At 63.3% G+C, this 14,310-nt stretch carries 13 protein-coding genes and 1 pseudogene; 7 read left to right on the top strand and 7 right to left on the bottom strand.

What is annotated here, in order from left to right:
* Window positions 1-15 precede the first annotated feature (15 nt).
* The 3 genes from HWY05_RS07700 to HWY05_RS07690 form a co-directional block, all read right to left on the bottom strand.
* Complete coding sequence (locus HWY05_RS07700) at window positions 16-1,077, bottom strand: ABC transporter substrate-binding protein (RefSeq protein WP_208459083.1); 1,062 nt, start codon at window positions 1,075-1,077, stop codon at window positions 16-18.
* Between the two features lie 80 nt (window positions 1,078-1,157).
* Window positions 1,158-1,994 (bottom strand): class II aldolase/adducin family protein, encoded by an 837-nt coding sequence (locus HWY05_RS07695; RefSeq protein ID WP_244146546.1) that lies wholly within the window; start codon window positions 1,992-1,994, stop codon window positions 1,158-1,160.
* A gap of 11 nt (window positions 1,995-2,005) precedes the next feature.
* The gene (locus HWY05_RS07690; RefSeq protein ID WP_176057959.1) at window positions 2,006-3,085 is read right to left on the bottom strand and encodes an LLM class flavin-dependent oxidoreductase; all 1,080 of its coding nucleotides are present in this window, start codon (window positions 3,083-3,085) and stop codon (window positions 2,006-2,008) included.
* Between the two features lie 306 nt (window positions 3,086-3,391).
* On the opposite strand from HWY05_RS07690, the gene HWY05_RS07685 reads away from it, so the two are divergent.
* Window positions 3,392-4,387 carry an LLM class flavin-dependent oxidoreductase gene (locus tag HWY05_RS07685; RefSeq protein WP_176057958.1) on the top strand — a complete coding sequence of 332 codons (996 nt, stop codon included), beginning with the start codon at window positions 3,392-3,394 and terminating at the stop codon, window positions 4,385-4,387.
* A 93-nt stretch (window positions 4,388-4,480) separates the two neighbouring features.
* On the opposite strand, the gene HWY05_RS07680 is transcribed toward HWY05_RS07685, so the two are convergent.
* Both HWY05_RS07680 and HWY05_RS07675 read right to left on the bottom strand, forming a co-directional pair.
* On the bottom strand, window positions 4,481-5,434 hold the full coding sequence (locus tag HWY05_RS07680) for a LysR family transcriptional regulator (protein ID WP_176057957.1): 954 nt from the start codon (window positions 5,432-5,434) through the stop codon (window positions 4,481-4,483).
* A gap of 145 nt (window positions 5,435-5,579) precedes the next feature.
* Window positions 5,580-6,803 carry an MFS transporter gene (locus HWY05_RS07675; RefSeq protein ID WP_176057956.1) on the bottom strand — a complete coding sequence of 408 codons (1,224 nt, stop codon included), beginning with the start codon at window positions 6,801-6,803 and terminating at the stop codon, window positions 5,580-5,582.
* A gap of 399 nt (window positions 6,804-7,202) precedes the next feature.
* On the opposite strand from HWY05_RS07675, the gene HWY05_RS07670 reads away from it, so the two are divergent.
* Entirely contained in the window at window positions 7,203-8,501 is a 1,299-nt protein-coding gene (locus HWY05_RS07670) for a D-amino acid dehydrogenase (RefSeq protein WP_176057955.1), read from the top strand.
* A gap of 49 nt (window positions 8,502-8,550) precedes the next feature.
* The gene (locus tag HWY05_RS07665) at window positions 8,551-9,999 is read left to right on the top strand and encodes a D-aminoacylase (RefSeq protein ID WP_176057954.1); all 1,449 of its coding nucleotides are present in this window, start codon (window positions 8,551-8,553) and stop codon (window positions 9,997-9,999) included.
* A gap of 69 nt (window positions 10,000-10,068) precedes the next feature.
* Here HWY05_RS07665 and HWY05_RS07660 read toward each other — a convergent pair whose 3' ends face one another.
* Window positions 10,069-10,854, bottom strand: a complete 786-nt coding sequence (locus HWY05_RS07660) for an IclR family transcriptional regulator (RefSeq protein WP_176057953.1) — start codon at window positions 10,852-10,854, stop codon at window positions 10,069-10,071.
* A 188-nt stretch (window positions 10,855-11,042) separates the two neighbouring features.
* Between HWY05_RS07660 and HWY05_RS07655 the strand changes: the two genes are divergently transcribed.
* A complete protein-coding gene (locus HWY05_RS07655; RefSeq protein ID WP_176058425.1) occupies window positions 11,043-12,326 on the top strand; it encodes an MFS transporter in 1,284 nt (427 codons plus the stop codon).
* 4 nt (window positions 12,327-12,330) lie between these two features.
* On the top strand, window positions 12,331-12,777 hold the full coding sequence (locus tag HWY05_RS07650) for a type II 3-dehydroquinate dehydratase (protein WP_035551139.1): 447 nt from the start codon (window positions 12,331-12,333) through the stop codon (window positions 12,775-12,777).
* 63 nt (window positions 12,778-12,840) lie between these two features.
* Here the strand turns inward: HWY05_RS07650 and HWY05_RS38245 are convergent.
* Window positions 12,841-12,948, bottom strand: a pseudogene (locus HWY05_RS38245) (SAM-dependent methyltransferase); the annotation flags it as partial.
* A 290-nt stretch (window positions 12,949-13,238) separates the two neighbouring features.
* Between HWY05_RS38245 and HWY05_RS07645 the strand changes: the two are divergent.
* On the top strand, window positions 13,239-13,727 hold the full coding sequence (locus HWY05_RS07645; RefSeq protein ID WP_176057952.1) for a hypothetical protein: 489 nt from the start codon (window positions 13,239-13,241) through the stop codon (window positions 13,725-13,727).
* Window positions 13,717-14,286, top strand: coding sequence for a hypothetical protein (locus HWY05_RS07640; protein ID WP_176057951.1), 570 nt, complete (start codon window positions 13,717-13,719; stop codon window positions 14,284-14,286). The genes HWY05_RS07645 and HWY05_RS07640 overlap by 11 nt, the downstream gene beginning before the upstream one ends.
* Window positions 14,287-14,310: the final 24 nt, after the last annotated feature.

Raw genomic sequence — 14,310 nt, 5'->3', positions numbered from 1 at the left:
TGGGGGTTAAGCCGCTCACGCACCGTGAGCGAGCGCGGCGTTGAAGATCTCGGTCCACAGCGGTGCGACATCGACATGACGGTCGATCACCCCGGCGCGCGCGAAGGTGTCCGCCACCTGCTGCTCGCTGGCGATATCCGCCGCCGTGGTGCCGGCAATGCGGCGCGGCTGGCTCTGGTTGCGATACAGCGACACGATCGCTTCTTCCGGCACGCGCAGTTCGGCGGACAGCACTTTCGCGTACGCGTCCTGATGCTGGCTGAACCACGCGCAGGCGCGTTGCAGCCGCACCAGCAAGTCCGCCGACGCCGCCCGCTGCAGTGGCTCGGTGAGTGTCGTGGGATGCCCGTAATACAGGTAATTGCCCGACAGGTAACCGTTCGCGTTCTTCAGCACGCGCGCGCCCGAGCGCGAGATCGCCAGCGGCACGTTGTAGCCGTAGATCGCCCAGGCGTCGAGCGAGCCGGCGTTGAAGGCGGCGAAACCGTCGCGCGGCGCCAGCGAGGTCGCCTGAATGTCGTTGAACGACAGCCCGGCTTCTTCGAGCATCCGCAACAGGTAGTAATGGGTGGTGGTCGCGCGCAGATAGCCGACGCGCTTGCCCTTCAGATCGGCGATCGAACGGATCGTCGAGCCCTTCGGGACCAGCACGACCTGGTTGTTCACGTCGTCCTTGTAGACGGCGATCACGCGGACCTGGGCGTTCTGCAGACGCGCGAAGATCGGCGGGATTTCGCTGCCCGAGGCGATGTCGAGCGAGCCGCCGTTCATCGCTTCGACCATCGCGTTGCCCGACTGGAATTCGGCCCAGTCGATCGTGTACGGCGTATCGGCGAGGCCGGCGGTTTTCAGCAAGGTGGCGTCGCCGCCTTTGTAGGTCGCGACACGCAGGCGCACCTTGCTCAGATCGAGGTGCTGCGTGGTGGGATCGGCGGTGGTCTGGGTTGTTGCGGACGTCGCGCCTGAGGCGGCGGACGACATCAGGCCGCCGCTTGCGCCAAGCCAGGTGACGGCCGGCAACGCGGCCACCAGCCGGCGACGCCGGAGTGAAACCGGCGTATCGAAACGCTGAGTCATGTTGGGGTGTTCCGTGGGGTTGCTTGCGGCGTTAGACGTTTGGCGCTAGACGTTTGGCGCTCTACGTTTAGCGTTGGCGTTCAGGTCAGGACGTCGGGCTCAGCCTCAACCAGCCCTTCCAGCAGGCTCTCGAAAGCGAACAACGCGCCGCCGGGGCGGCCCACCTGTTCGTGCGTGAGCGTAGCAATGTCGTGCGGGATGGCTTGCGGCGCGCCGGCGGCTTCGGCCAGCAATTGCGCATGACATGCGTTGTCCAGTCCGATGTACCACCACGCCGCGGCTTCCACGCTCGGGCCCGCGGTCAGAATGCCGTGATTCTTCAGAATCACCGCCTTGCGCTCGCCGAGCGCGGCCGCGATACGCGCGCCTTCGTCGGTATCGAGCACGACGCCGCGGAAATCGTCGAACAGCGCGTGATCCTGATAGAACGCGCACGAATCCTGGGTGAGCGGATCGAGCGTGCGGCCCAGCGTCGACCACGCTTTGCCATACAGCGAATGCGTGTGGGCCGCCGCGATCACGTCGGGACGCGCTTCGTGAATCGCCGCGTGGATCGCGAACGCGGCCTGATTGAGCGGACCTTCGCCGACCACGATCTCACCGTCGGCATTCACCAGCAGCAGATCGGAAACGCGGATGCGGCTGAAATGCTTGCCGAACGGATTGACCCAGAAGTGATCGGGCCACTCCGGGTCGCGCGCGGTGATATGGCCGGCGAGACCCTGATCGAAGCCGTAGCGCGCAAACAGACGAAACGCGACGGCGAGCCGTTCCTGGCGATGACGACGTTCCGCCGCGATGCTGTCGCGCGGCGGGACGTCGTCGAACCAGAATTTGCGTAGCGGCGCGTGACGTTCGAGCGTGCCGCCGATGCCGGTCGCAGTGACGGTGACGCTGGCATGAGAAAGATCGGTCATTACGTTTCCGTTCAGGCCGCCACGCGTTCGACACGCGCAATGCGCTTACGGGTCGCGGGAATCAACTCACGGCCGTAATCGATCGCGTCTTCGAGCGGATCGAAACCGCGCACGAGGAAGGTCGTGACGCCCAGCGCGTAGTACTCGGCAAGCGTCTCAGCCACCTGTTCCGGCGTGCCGACCAGTGCGGTTGAATTCGAGCGTCCGCCGATCTCTTTCGCGACACCGGTCCACAAGCGTTCGTCGACGCGGTCCGATTCCCCCGATGCCGCGAGCAAACGCCGCGCGCCTTCGCTCTGCGCCGGGCCGCCGACCCCAAGCCCCTGCGCCGCGCGCAGCCGCCGCGTTTCCTCGAGGATGTGCTGGGCGCGCTCCCATGCCGCACTTTCCGTGGCCGCGAGAATCGGCCGGAACGACACCGAGAAGCGCACCGTGCGGCCATGCTTCGCCGCTTCCGCGCGTACGCGGGTCACCTGCTCGCGAACCTGCGCCTTCGATTCGCCCCACAGCGCGTAGACATCCGCGTGACGGCCGGCGATTTCGAGCGCCGGTGCCGACGCACCGCCGAAATACACCGGAATATGCGGTTGCTGCAGCGGCTTCACTTCGGAGAAGCCTTGTTCGAAGCGGTAGTACTTGCCGTGATGATCGAAGGGTTTCGTCTCGGTCCACACGCGGCGCACGATCTGCAGATATTCGTCGGTGCGCGCGTAGCGTTCGTCGTGCGACAGAAAATCGCCGTCGCGGCGCTGCTCGGTATCGTCGCCGCCGGAAATGATGTGCACCGCGAGGCGGCCGCGCGAATAGTGGTCGAGCGTCGCCAGTTGACGCGCGGCCAGCGTCGGCGCGACGAAACCCGGCCGGTGCGCGAGCATGAAGTGCACGTTGCGGGTCACGCTCGCCGCGTGCGAGATGGTCAGCAGCGCGTCGGGACTCGTCGACTGATGCGGCACAAGGATCCGGTCGAAACCCGCGTCTTCATGCGCGCGGGCAAATTGCTCGACGTAAGCGAGGTCGATCACGGGACCTTGCGCTGCGTGCGTTTCAGACACCTTGCGGGTCTGGATCATGCCGATGAATTCGATGGACACGTGGAGGTCTCCCGGAATGGTGTCTGCCCGGCGGGGCGCTGGCGCGAAGCGCCGGATGCGAGGGTGGGGTCAAAGGGTTCGAGGGGTTTAAGGTAGCAGCGCGACATGCGCTTGTTAAATATTGATCGGCCATATCTATATCGGGTTTGCATGTAACGGGTGGTGGGGTTCGAGTCCCCTCCCCGCCTGCCGGGCGCAAACACCCCTCCACTAACGTGGGCATCCGCGCACCGTCAGCAGAAAACCGGAACCTTTGCGAGAATGCCCCATCGCGCGAAAGCGCCGGAAATAGCAAACCAACAGACAATGATCCCCTTCTCGGTCCTCGACCTCTCGCCGGTCATCGCGGGCGCCACGCCTGCCGATGCCTTCAGAAACACGCTCGACCTCGCGCAGCACGCGGAAAAATGGAACTACCGCCGCTTCTGGCTTGCGGAACATCACAACATGACCGGGATCGCCAGCGCGGCGACCTCGGTGGTGATCGGCTATGTGGCCGGCGGCACGAAGACGATCCGCGTCGGTTCCGGTGGCGTGATGCTGCCGAACCATGCGCCGCTCGTGATCGCGGAACAGTTCGGCACGCTGGCGTCGCTCTACCCTGACCGTATCGACCTCGGTCTCGGCCGCGCACCGGGCACCGATCAGAGCACCGCTCGCGCGTTGCGCCGCGATCTGCAGAACAGCGCCGATTCGTTCCCCGACGACGTCGTCGAATTGCAGCGTTATTTCGCCGACGCGGTGCCCGGGCAGCGCATTCAGGCAGTGCCGGGCGCGGGGCTGCATGTGCCGCTGTGGCTGCTCGGCTCGTCGCTGTTCAGTGCGCAGTTGGCCGCGTCGCTCGGTTTGCCGTTCGCGTTCGCGTCGCATTTCGCGCCCGACTACATGCTCACCGCGCTGCAGATGTATCGCGCGCAATTCCGGCCGTCGGCTACGCTTGATAAACCGCATGCGATGGTCGGCGTGAATCTGTTCGCCGCCGACAGCAATGACGAAGCGCAGCGTCTGTTCACGTCGCTGCAGCAGCAGTTCATCAACTTGCGGCGCGGCACGCCTGGACAGCTGCAGCCGCCGGTCGACCGGCTCCAGGCGTCGGAGATGGAGTTGAATAACGTCGCGCATTCGCTCGCGTGCACGGTGATTGGCGATCGCGATGCGGTGCGCGAAGGGTTGAAGTCGGTGATCGCGCAGACCGGCGCGGACGAGTTGATGCTCACCGCGCAGATTTACGATCACACGGCGCGGTTGCGCTCGTTCGAGATCGGCGCGCAAATACGCGACGAGTTGGCGGCCGGCGAGTAATCGCGGCGGCGTGAGATGTAAAAAGGGAGGCCAGGTGGCCTCCCTTTTTTATTGCATTCGCGTTGCGGCTCAGGCTCACGCTCAAGCTTTCGCTCATGTAGCCTGCGCGCGAAGTTCACTGGCCTGCAATGACCGAATCTTTGCCAGTTGCTTCTCGAGTTGCTGAACGAACACCTTGAGTCCCTGCGTGCCCGCATGGCTCATCGACGTCATCATGCACACGCCCACTGACAGCGCCGGTTCGAGTTGCCTGACGGCAAACGTGTCGGCTGCCGACTGCGCCGTGTATTCGTCGATGATCGTAAAGCCGATGCCACTCTCCACCAGCGCGCGCGCCAGGTAGTAGGTCTTGACCTGGATCATCGGCACGCGGCCGCTTTCGTCGAAACCGGCCAGCGTCGCGTTGACGATCGAGCCGAGCGGGTCCATAGAGTCGAGGCTGATCCACTTCGACAAGTCGAGCTCGCGCAGGTGGACCGGCGCCTCTGCGGGCCAGTCGCTAACGGCGCCGAACAGGACGGCTCGCGCCCGGCCGAGTTCTTCGATAGCGATACCGGCCATCGCCACCGGTTCGAACGCGATACCGATATCGATTTCCTGCGTCAGCAGCAGCGCCGACAAGGTCTGCTGGTTTTCGGTGCGAATGTCGATCGAGACATCCGGGCAGACTCGCGTGAAAGCAGCGACGGCCCTCGGCACGAGACTCAAACCGAGACTCGGAATACAACCGATGCGCAGCATGCCGCCGGGATGCGAGGCCAGATTGCGCGCGAGATGCCTGACACGATCCAGGCTCGCGTGCAGCGTCTTGGTCTCCTGAAACAGCAGCATCGCTTCAGGCGTCGGTTTCAGCCCGCTGGGCAGCCGCTTGAAAAGCGCCACGCCGAGACTGTGCTCGGCCTGCGCGAGCATCTTGCTCGCCGCCGGTTGCGAAATGTTCAGGAGGCTGGCGGCGCCTGACAGCGAGCCGGCCTGCATGACAGCGTGAAAGACTTCGATGTGGCGCAAACGCATGGTCGTGGACGAAACAGGAAGAGGCTTCGGCATGTCAGGCTTCGCGCGGCATCCGGAAGTCACCGCCGCGAAGCCGCTTTGTTGTTCAGCAACGGATGCCCAAGCCAGTTTAGCTCAAGCGTCACGCACCACATAACCGCGATGCCTGGCCGCACGGGCGCCGCACTGCCGGTCTCCCTCACGACGGCTGCACGCTTTCGCCCATGCGCGGTTCGATGGGTTTCCACGTAGCCGCGACCAGCACACCGCCGACTGCGGAGCCGATCAGCAGCCAGAACGCCGAGATATACGCGCCGCCGGACGCATTGATCAGCGCGCCCATTGCGATCGGTGCGAGCGTGGCGCCCATCTGGCCACCGAAATTCATCAAGCCGGTCGCGCTGCCGATCAGATGTTCCGGGAAGTAGCGCAGCGGCATCGCGAAGACCGAGGCATAGACGAAGTTGAACGCAAGCAGACAGACGGTGAGATAAACCATCAGCAGCGTCATGCTGGTGGTGTTGATCATCAACGCGATGGAGAGCGCACTCACGAGCGCGCCGCCAATCATGAACGCACGCTCGTGTCCCTTTGCGCGCCGGTCGAGCAGATACCCCACCGCGTTGGTGCCGATGAACGCAAGCAGGTTCGGAATGGCGACGGCCATGCCGGTGTGCGCGAGATCGATATGATACGTATGCATCAGGTAAGACGGCATCCACGACGTCACCCCGACATAGAGCACGCTGGCAAAGAACCAGATGGCCGCGATCTTCCACGCCGCGGGCATGCGAAGCAGCGGTCCCCACAGCGTGCGATGACGATTGGCATTGCGCTCCCGCTGCGCTTTCATGCCGCCGCGCAACGAGGCCCAGAGAATCGCCGCAACGACGAGACCCATCACCGCGAGCATCGTGAACGAACTACGCCAGCCGAAGCGCGCCACGGTCAGGCCGATGAGCCCGGAGCCCACCGCATTGCCGAGGAAGGTCGTCGAAATCAGCAGCGACTTGGCGCGCGCCCGTTCTTTGCGTGGAAACACTTCGGCGATCGTCACCGAACTCGCCGGCGAGAACGCGCCCTCTCCAATGCCGAACAGCAGACGGATCGCGACCAGCGACGCAAACGACCAGGCCACGCCGGTCGCGCCCGTGAAGAACGACCAGGAGGCCACGCAAGCCACCACGACGATCCGCGAACCGATCTTGTCGGACAGCCAGCCGCCGATCAACTGCGTGATCGCATAGCTGAAGTAAAAGGCGCTCAGCACGATGCCGGCTTGCCGCGCGTCGAGGTTGAACTCGGCCCGGATCGGAATGATGGCGGTGCTGATCAGGATGCGATCCGCGTAACCGGCCGCCCACGCAATGAAGAGGCTCGTCAAAGCGGCCGTCTTCTGCTTCCTTGAAAACGTTGTGTCCATATCGCGTCCCGCCTCGCGTTGGTTGTTCGATTCACCGGCCTTCGACCACACTGTCCCAATCGATCGCGGCGACAACAACATCGGGCTTCATTGATCGGGGTGACGACGAGGCGGATTGTTTCCCGCCCAAATTGGCCCGTCTAATGCATTTTTTTTGCCGGGCATAACCTGCCGTTAACCCTGCAGTTAACCCTGCAGTTAACTCTTCAATGACGCCAATTTCGCACGCCCACGATCTCGCAAGCTCGGGCCGACGCGTGTTAACTCCAGGTTATACCGGGGCTCGTTTTCTCAATTGCGACCGGAAGGCGGCGTTCCCATACTGACGACTTACCGTGCGCAACACGTGTCCGCCGTCCCCGGCGCCCTCTCTGCAATTACTCTTCGGACCAACCTGTCATGCATGTCTGTGTTCTCGGTGGTGGTGTCGTCGGCGTGACTACCGCCTACTATCTGGCGCGCGAAGGATGGCGCGTCACCGTCATCGAACAGCATCCGCAACCCGGTATGGAAACGAGCTTCGCGAACGGCGGCCAGCTCAGCTACAGCTACGTCGCACCGCTTGCCGGGCCGTCGGTGCCGGGCAACCTGTCGCAATGGCTGCTGAGCCGGACCGCGCCGTTACGTTTCCAGCCGCGTCTGAGTCTCGCGCAATGGGGCTGGTGCGCGGCGTTCCTGTTCAATTGCACGACGGCACGCAGCCGACGCACGACCATCGAACTGCTGCAGCTCGGCGCGTATAGCCGCGACGTCATGCACGACCTGATGCAGACGGAACACCTGGAGTTCGCCTTCCGCCCGAGCGGCAAGCTGGTGGTCTACCGTAATCGCCATGACTTCGACGGCGCGCGTCGGCAGATGGAGTTCCAGGCGCGCTTTGGCGCACAACAGACCGCGCTCGACGCCGCGTCGTGTATCGATACCGAGCCGGCGCTCGATTCGCTGCGGCACAAACTCGCCGGCGGCATTTACACGGCGTCCGAGGAAACCGGCGATTGCTACCTGTTCACGCGCGAGCTGGCCCGCGTGGCCGTCGAGAAATACGGCGTGCAGTTCGTCTGCGGGACCTCCGTGCGCAGCCTGCGGCGCGAAGGCAACGAGATTGTCGCGGCGCTCACCTCGCAAGGCGAGATTACCGCGGACGCGTACGTGGTCGCGCTGGGCAACGACAGCGCCGCGCTCGTCAGGCCGCTCGGTATCCATCTGCCCATCTATCCGCTCAAGGGCTACAGCCTCACGATGCCGGTCGGCGAGCGTCACGTTGCGCCGCAAGTCAGCGTCACCGATCTTCATCACAAGGTGGTGTACGCGAGACTGGGGCAGCATTTGCGCGTCGCCGGCATGGTCGATATGACGCCAGCGGGTTCGCGTGAAGATGAGGCGCGGATTCGTCTGCTGACTTCGCAGGCACAGGCCACCATGCCGAACGGCGGCGATTTCTCGTCGGTGCGCGCATGGACGGGTTTCCGTCCGGCGACGCCCGACAGCAAACCGCTACTTGGCGCCACGCCGCTCGCCAACCTCTGGCTCAACACCGGCCAGGGTTCGCTCGGCTTCACGCTGGCCGGCGCCAGCGCCGCCCTGGTCACCGACGCGATCCGCGGCCGTGCGGGCAAGCTCGATCTGCGTCCGTATCAGCTCACGAACCGCGACGCCGTGCGCGAGCTGGCGACGGTGGCGCATTCGTCACCGTCATAATGGCCGAAGCTTCGCGCCGCCCCCTCCTCAAGCCCATCGAGACACACGCATGACTGACAAAATGCTGGATCTGATCATTGAAAACGGCACGGTAATCGACGGTACGGGTGCGCCGCGCAAGGCGTGCGATGTCGGCGTGGAAGGCGGACGCATTACCATGCTCGGCGACCTGCGCGGGGTGCCCACAGCGCAGCGTTTCGACGCCCGCGAACGGATCGTCGCGCCCGGCTTCATCGACGTGCATACGCACGACGATCAACTGCTGCTGGAGCCGGTCGACGGTCCGCACCCCAAGCTGTCGCAAGGCGTGACGACGGTCGTCACCGGGAATTGCGGCATCAGTCTCGCGCCGCTCGTGATGCGCGATCCGCCCGCGCCGCTCAGTCTGCTCGGCGACGACGACGTCTGGCGTTTCTCGCGCTTCGCCGATTACCTCGATGCGCTCGACGATGCACGGCCCGCCCTCAACGCGGCCTGCCTCGTCGGCCACACGACGCTGCGCGCGCGGCACATGGCGAACCTCGACCGGAGCGCGACGCACGACGAGATCGCGCGCATGTCGCGCGACCTGGACGAGGCGCTGGAAGGGGGTGCGATCGGCATGTCGACCGGGCTCTACTATCCGCCCGCTCGCGCGGCCAGCGCACAGGAAGTGATTGACATCGGCCGGCCGCTGAACGCCGCGAACGGCGTGCTGACCATGCACCTGCGCGACGAAAGCGATGCCATCGACGACGCGCTGCGCGAAGCGCTGCATATCGGCCGCGCCCTCGCGATCGATACGGTCGTGTCGCATCACAAGATCATCGGCCGCAATAATCATGGCCATTCCACCGAGACGCTCGCGATGCTCGACGCGGCGTCCGCGCATCAGTCCGTCTGCTTCGACTGCTACCCGTACAACGCGTCGTCGACGATGCTCTTGCCGGCACGCGTCAAACAGTCCGATGAAGTGCTGGTCACCTGGTCGAAAGCGGACCCGACTGCCGCGGGCCACTCGCTGTTCGCGCTCGCGAAAGCCCGCAACGTCGATCCGGAAACGCTGGCGGCCTCGTTGACCCCGGCCGGCGCCATCTACTTCGCGATGAGCGAGGACGACGTGTCGCGCATCCTCGCGCACCCTATGAGCATGATCGGATCGGATGGCCTCGCGCACGACGCGCAGCCGCATCCGCGCCTATGGGGCACTTTCCCACGCGTGCTCGGCCACTACACGCGCGAGCGCCGCCTGTTCACGCTCGAAACCGCGATCCACAAGATGACCGCGCTGAGCGCGCGACGCTTCGGCCTGGCAGGTCGCGGGGCAATCGCGCTGGGCTACTGCGCCGATCTCGTCGTGTTCGACGAACAGCGCATTGCCGACCATGCCACCTTCGAGCACCCGACGCGGGTGAGCAGCGGCATCGACGCGGTGCTCGTGAACGGCCAGTTTGCGTGTCGCGATGGGATACCGGTGAATGTTCATGCGGGCGAGGTGATTCGCCGGGTGGGTCGGTAGATCGACGAGCGTGTCATCGGCATTGGCACGCCAGGTTCACCGCACGTAGAGCGTTAGTCGGGCGCCGCCTCATCCCTTGCCGAGTGGCGGCCGACCCGGGAATCCCGCCATGTTGCTCAACTGGGCAAGCTCGTTCGCCGCCTCGCGCAGCAGCACCGAGTACTCGTGAATCTTCTCGGCGGTCAGGCGCATCCGCGGACCGGCCAAACTGATCACGCCGACGCAGCGCGAACCGCTCACCACGGGCGTCGCCACCGCGGACATGCGCGGAGCAAACACCTCGTCGATCATCGCGTAACCGCGCACGCGCGCAGCGTGCAGGAAACCCAGCAGCGCTTTGATCGTGGTCGGCGCATTGGGTCCGAACTCGTTCGGCTGTCCGAAGCCCTGCTTCAACACGAGTGCGATCGCCTGTTCGTCGGTCATCGTCATGAGCCATGCGTGTCCGGTCGACGTGCATGAAAGTCGGGCGGCCTGGCCCATGTCCGGATCGTAGCGAAAGCCGATGCGCTGTCCGTCCGCCTTACCCACCCAGATAATGGCCTCGCCGTCCGCCAGCGACAGCCGTGCCAGTTCACCGGTCTGTGCGGCCACGCGTTCAATGATGGGCTGGGCGATATCGGCGATGCCCGTCAGGCTCAGGAATTCGAGCCCGTTCGAGGTCATGCGCATGGTCAGGATGTAGCGGCTGTGCTCGACCAGTTGCCGGACATACCCGCCTTCAACGAGCTCGGTGAGCACGCGATGGCATGTGCTGCGCGGCAGAGACAAGGCGTCGGCAATGGCCACGAGGCCTGCGCCTTCGCCTTGCGACGTCAGAAAATCGAGAATTCTCAAGCCGTTTTTGAGCGACATTTCTCGCCATTTACTACGATGTGAAATGCAGTTCCGGTGTGGAACGCCCGTTCTTTGCAGCGCAAACAATAGCACTTGTTCGTCGCCAGAAACGAACGTTTCACCATACCGAGAACTCAGGAGACGACATGTCATTTTTTGCAGACTCAGACCTCGCTGCGGAACAACAGTCCGCGCAGGCCCACCTGATGGCGCGTCGCGCGGTGGCCGGCGCAACCGTCGGTACAGCGCTCGAATGGTTCGACTTCGCGCTGTATGGCGTGGTCGCGGCCACGATCTTTCCGAAGCTGTTTTTCCCGTCCCTCGACCCGACCGCCGCGCTGCTCGCTTCGCTGGCGAGTTTCTGGGCCGGGCTCGCCGCCCGCCCGCTGGGCGCGGTGATCTGCGGCATGCTCGGCGACCGTTGGGGACGCCGCAAACTGATGCTGATCACCGTCTCGGTGATGGGCGCGTCGTCGTTCCTGATGGGCTTGCTGCCCACCTATCACCAGGTTGGCATCCTCGCGCCGACGCTGCTGGTCTTATTGCGGATCGTGCAGGGTTTCGCGCTCGGCGGGGAATCGACCGGCGCCCAATTGATGGCCGTGGAGCATGCGGCCGCGGCGCGGCGCGGATGGTATTCGGGCCTGCTGGGCATTTGTTCTCCGCTCAGCCAGATTCTCGCCAACTTTGCACTTTTCACGCTCGCCACCCTGCTTTCATCGGACGACTTCGATGCCTGGGGATGGCGAATCCCGTTCCTCGCAAGCTTCGTCCTGGTGCTGCTGGGCATCTACATCCGCAGGAAGGTCAGTGAGACGCCGGCATTCGAGGCGCTCAATAAAAGTGGCGCACGCGTACGCTCCGCCAATCCGCTCGGGATCGTCTTCAAGACCCACTGGCGCACCGCGCTTCGCCTGACGCTGTTCTTTTGCGGACCGGCCGCGCTGTTTTATCTGATCGTGGTTTTCTCGCTCAGCTATCTGACCAAACACCTCGGCGTGCCCAGGCAGACCGGCTTCATGCTGTTGATGATCGCCAATGTCTGCGCCATCGTGGGCGCGCTGGCGGGCGGCTATCTGAGCGATCGGATCGGACGCAAACGTGCGCTGATGATCGGCTCGTTCTGCACGCTGATCTGCTGTCTGATCTATTTCCCGATTCTCAACCAGAACTCGATCGCCGCGACAATGGCCGTGATGGGCGCGTTCCTCGGCTTCACCCAGTTCCAGAGTGGGATCCAGCCGGTGTGGTTCGCCGAGTCTTTTCCCACTGAGGCGCGCTACACGGGGTCCGCCCTGTCGTACTCGGGAGCCAACCTGCTCACCGGCGGCCCCATGCCGATTGTCGCGGTGGCGCTGCTCAATGCCTTTCACGGTTCCCCGTGGGCCATCGTAGCGGTGTGCGGCTCGCTGAATCTGCTCTCCTTGCTCATGATCGCGGTATCCCGGGAAACCCGAGGCACCGTCCTGGAACGCTCCTCCACACATTGAAACCATGACCCGAAAACTCTACATCCTCAATGGCTCCAACCTGAACATGCTGGGCGTAAGAGAGCCTCACATTTACGGCAGCACCACGCTGAAGGACATCGAACAGAACTGCCTGGCACTCGCCGGCGCGCTCGAGTTCGACTGCGTCTTCCGTCAGACCAACAGCGAAAGCGCGCTGATCGACTGGATCCAGGAAGCGTTCCTGCAGGACGCCGCGCTGATCATCAACCCGGCCGGCTTTTCGTTCGGTCGGATTCCGGTGCTCGACGCGGTCAAGCTCATCCAACGGCCGGTGGTGGAATTGCATATCACCAACATCCACAAGCGTTCGGAAGAGTATCGCCACTCGACGATCTCGGTGGCGGCCACGGCAGTGATCTGCGGGGCAGGAGCGAACGGATATTTGCTGGCGATCCGCGCGATTGACGATCTGTGGGGCAACCCGACATGAGCGGGTTCCTCAATTTTTGAAGCACGCGGGGAACTGCCTCAAGCATTTGTGCCAAACGGGACGCGCGACCATCTCGTCCTGCTCGAGTTGCTTCGCTGACGCGTCGAACACCGTGGCGTCGGCGCCGGCCGCCGCGAGAATCGGTGCTTGCTGACCGCCTGCGGCGGAGAGGATCTTTTTTGGTCAGCTACAGCCTCTGCGCAAACGGTCTTCCCTCAGGATGCCTCACGATAATCTTCCCAATATCCTCGCAATTTCACGCGATGGCCGACGACGTCGGCTATACCCCGTTAACACGCAATTTTCGAGGATTTCGCGACGGATTCGATGGTAGGCTGACGCCTCGGATATGAGCACGGGAACATCCGTTCATATCTCACTGATACGGGCAAAAATATCGACTGTGCGCGCTGGCGTTGGCGGGCCGCAGTGGGCGCATGGTGAGAATACGAGGACAGATAGTGGCTGAACCGAAAACCGAAGACGCAGGCTTTTCTGCCGTCGAGTATGTGCAGCGCATCGCGACCTTTCTGGAGCAAGTGACTGCCTGGTGCGGAGAACAGGGTCTAACCGTGGAACGCGGTGCTGTAACGCTCAATGAAGAGCTGATGGCGCGATACGATGCCCCGAGCCTTTACATCAAAAAAGACGGAGCGTCACTCGCCAGGATCATGCCTGTCGGATCAAAGATCGTCGGCGCGCACGGGAGAGTGGACCTCATCGGCCGCGTGGCGAGACATGCATTCCTTTTCTATGTTGGAAAAAGTCCCGCGTTTTCGACGCAAACCGTCGCCAGTGGAAAAAGCAGAATCCCGTCGTCGACACCCATGCGTTCCGGAATCGATCGGGATGGCTGGTACTGGATCGAGGCCATAGTCCGCCGGCCAAAGCGCGTTGATGAAAGTCTGTTTCTCGACCTGCTCACGGACGTCTCCGACTATGAATTTTGATAATCCGCTGGATCCGGTCTACAAGGCATTTGCTGTGGCGAACGATTGCTTCAGGGTTGTCACGCGCACGATTCAAAACCAGCACGAGGAACTCATCCGACGCACCCAGTTCACCGGGGCAACGCCGGAGGACGCAAACATCGCCCTTGAAGATGCGGCAAAGCAGGCAGCCGACCTTGCGATTCTGGCGCTGTTTGCCACGTTCGAACGGTTCGTCATCGAGCATCTGCAAACGGCGAACCGTCTGCTGGCCACGGGATATCCGCAGCAATATGCCAACAGGCTGGCGGAAAAGTTTGAAACTGAAGTGGAGTACTGGCGGTTTGGCGAGATACTCAACCTTTTCAAAGGCGAAGTGGACGCTGATCTCATCGGGCAGGTCAAACAGATCAAGCAATATCGTGACTGGATCGCACATCAGAATCCATGCAAGTCAATCCCAACGCAGGTCGCGCCTGAAACGGTCTTCGATGTGTTAACCCGGATGATCGAGCAAATCCGACAGACCCACACTCCCCCGGTGAAAGAGGAAGCGGTCGATGCCGTCGCTCTGGCTTAGGCTCAAATAGGCGGCGAGTCTGAT

Source organism: Paraburkholderia sp. BCC1876, assembly GCF_902833695.1.
GTDB lineage: Bacteria > Pseudomonadota > Gammaproteobacteria > Burkholderiales > Burkholderiaceae > Paraburkholderia.
Note: the sequence above shows the minus strand (reverse complement) of the source record. Positions and strands in the feature narration are given on the sequence as shown.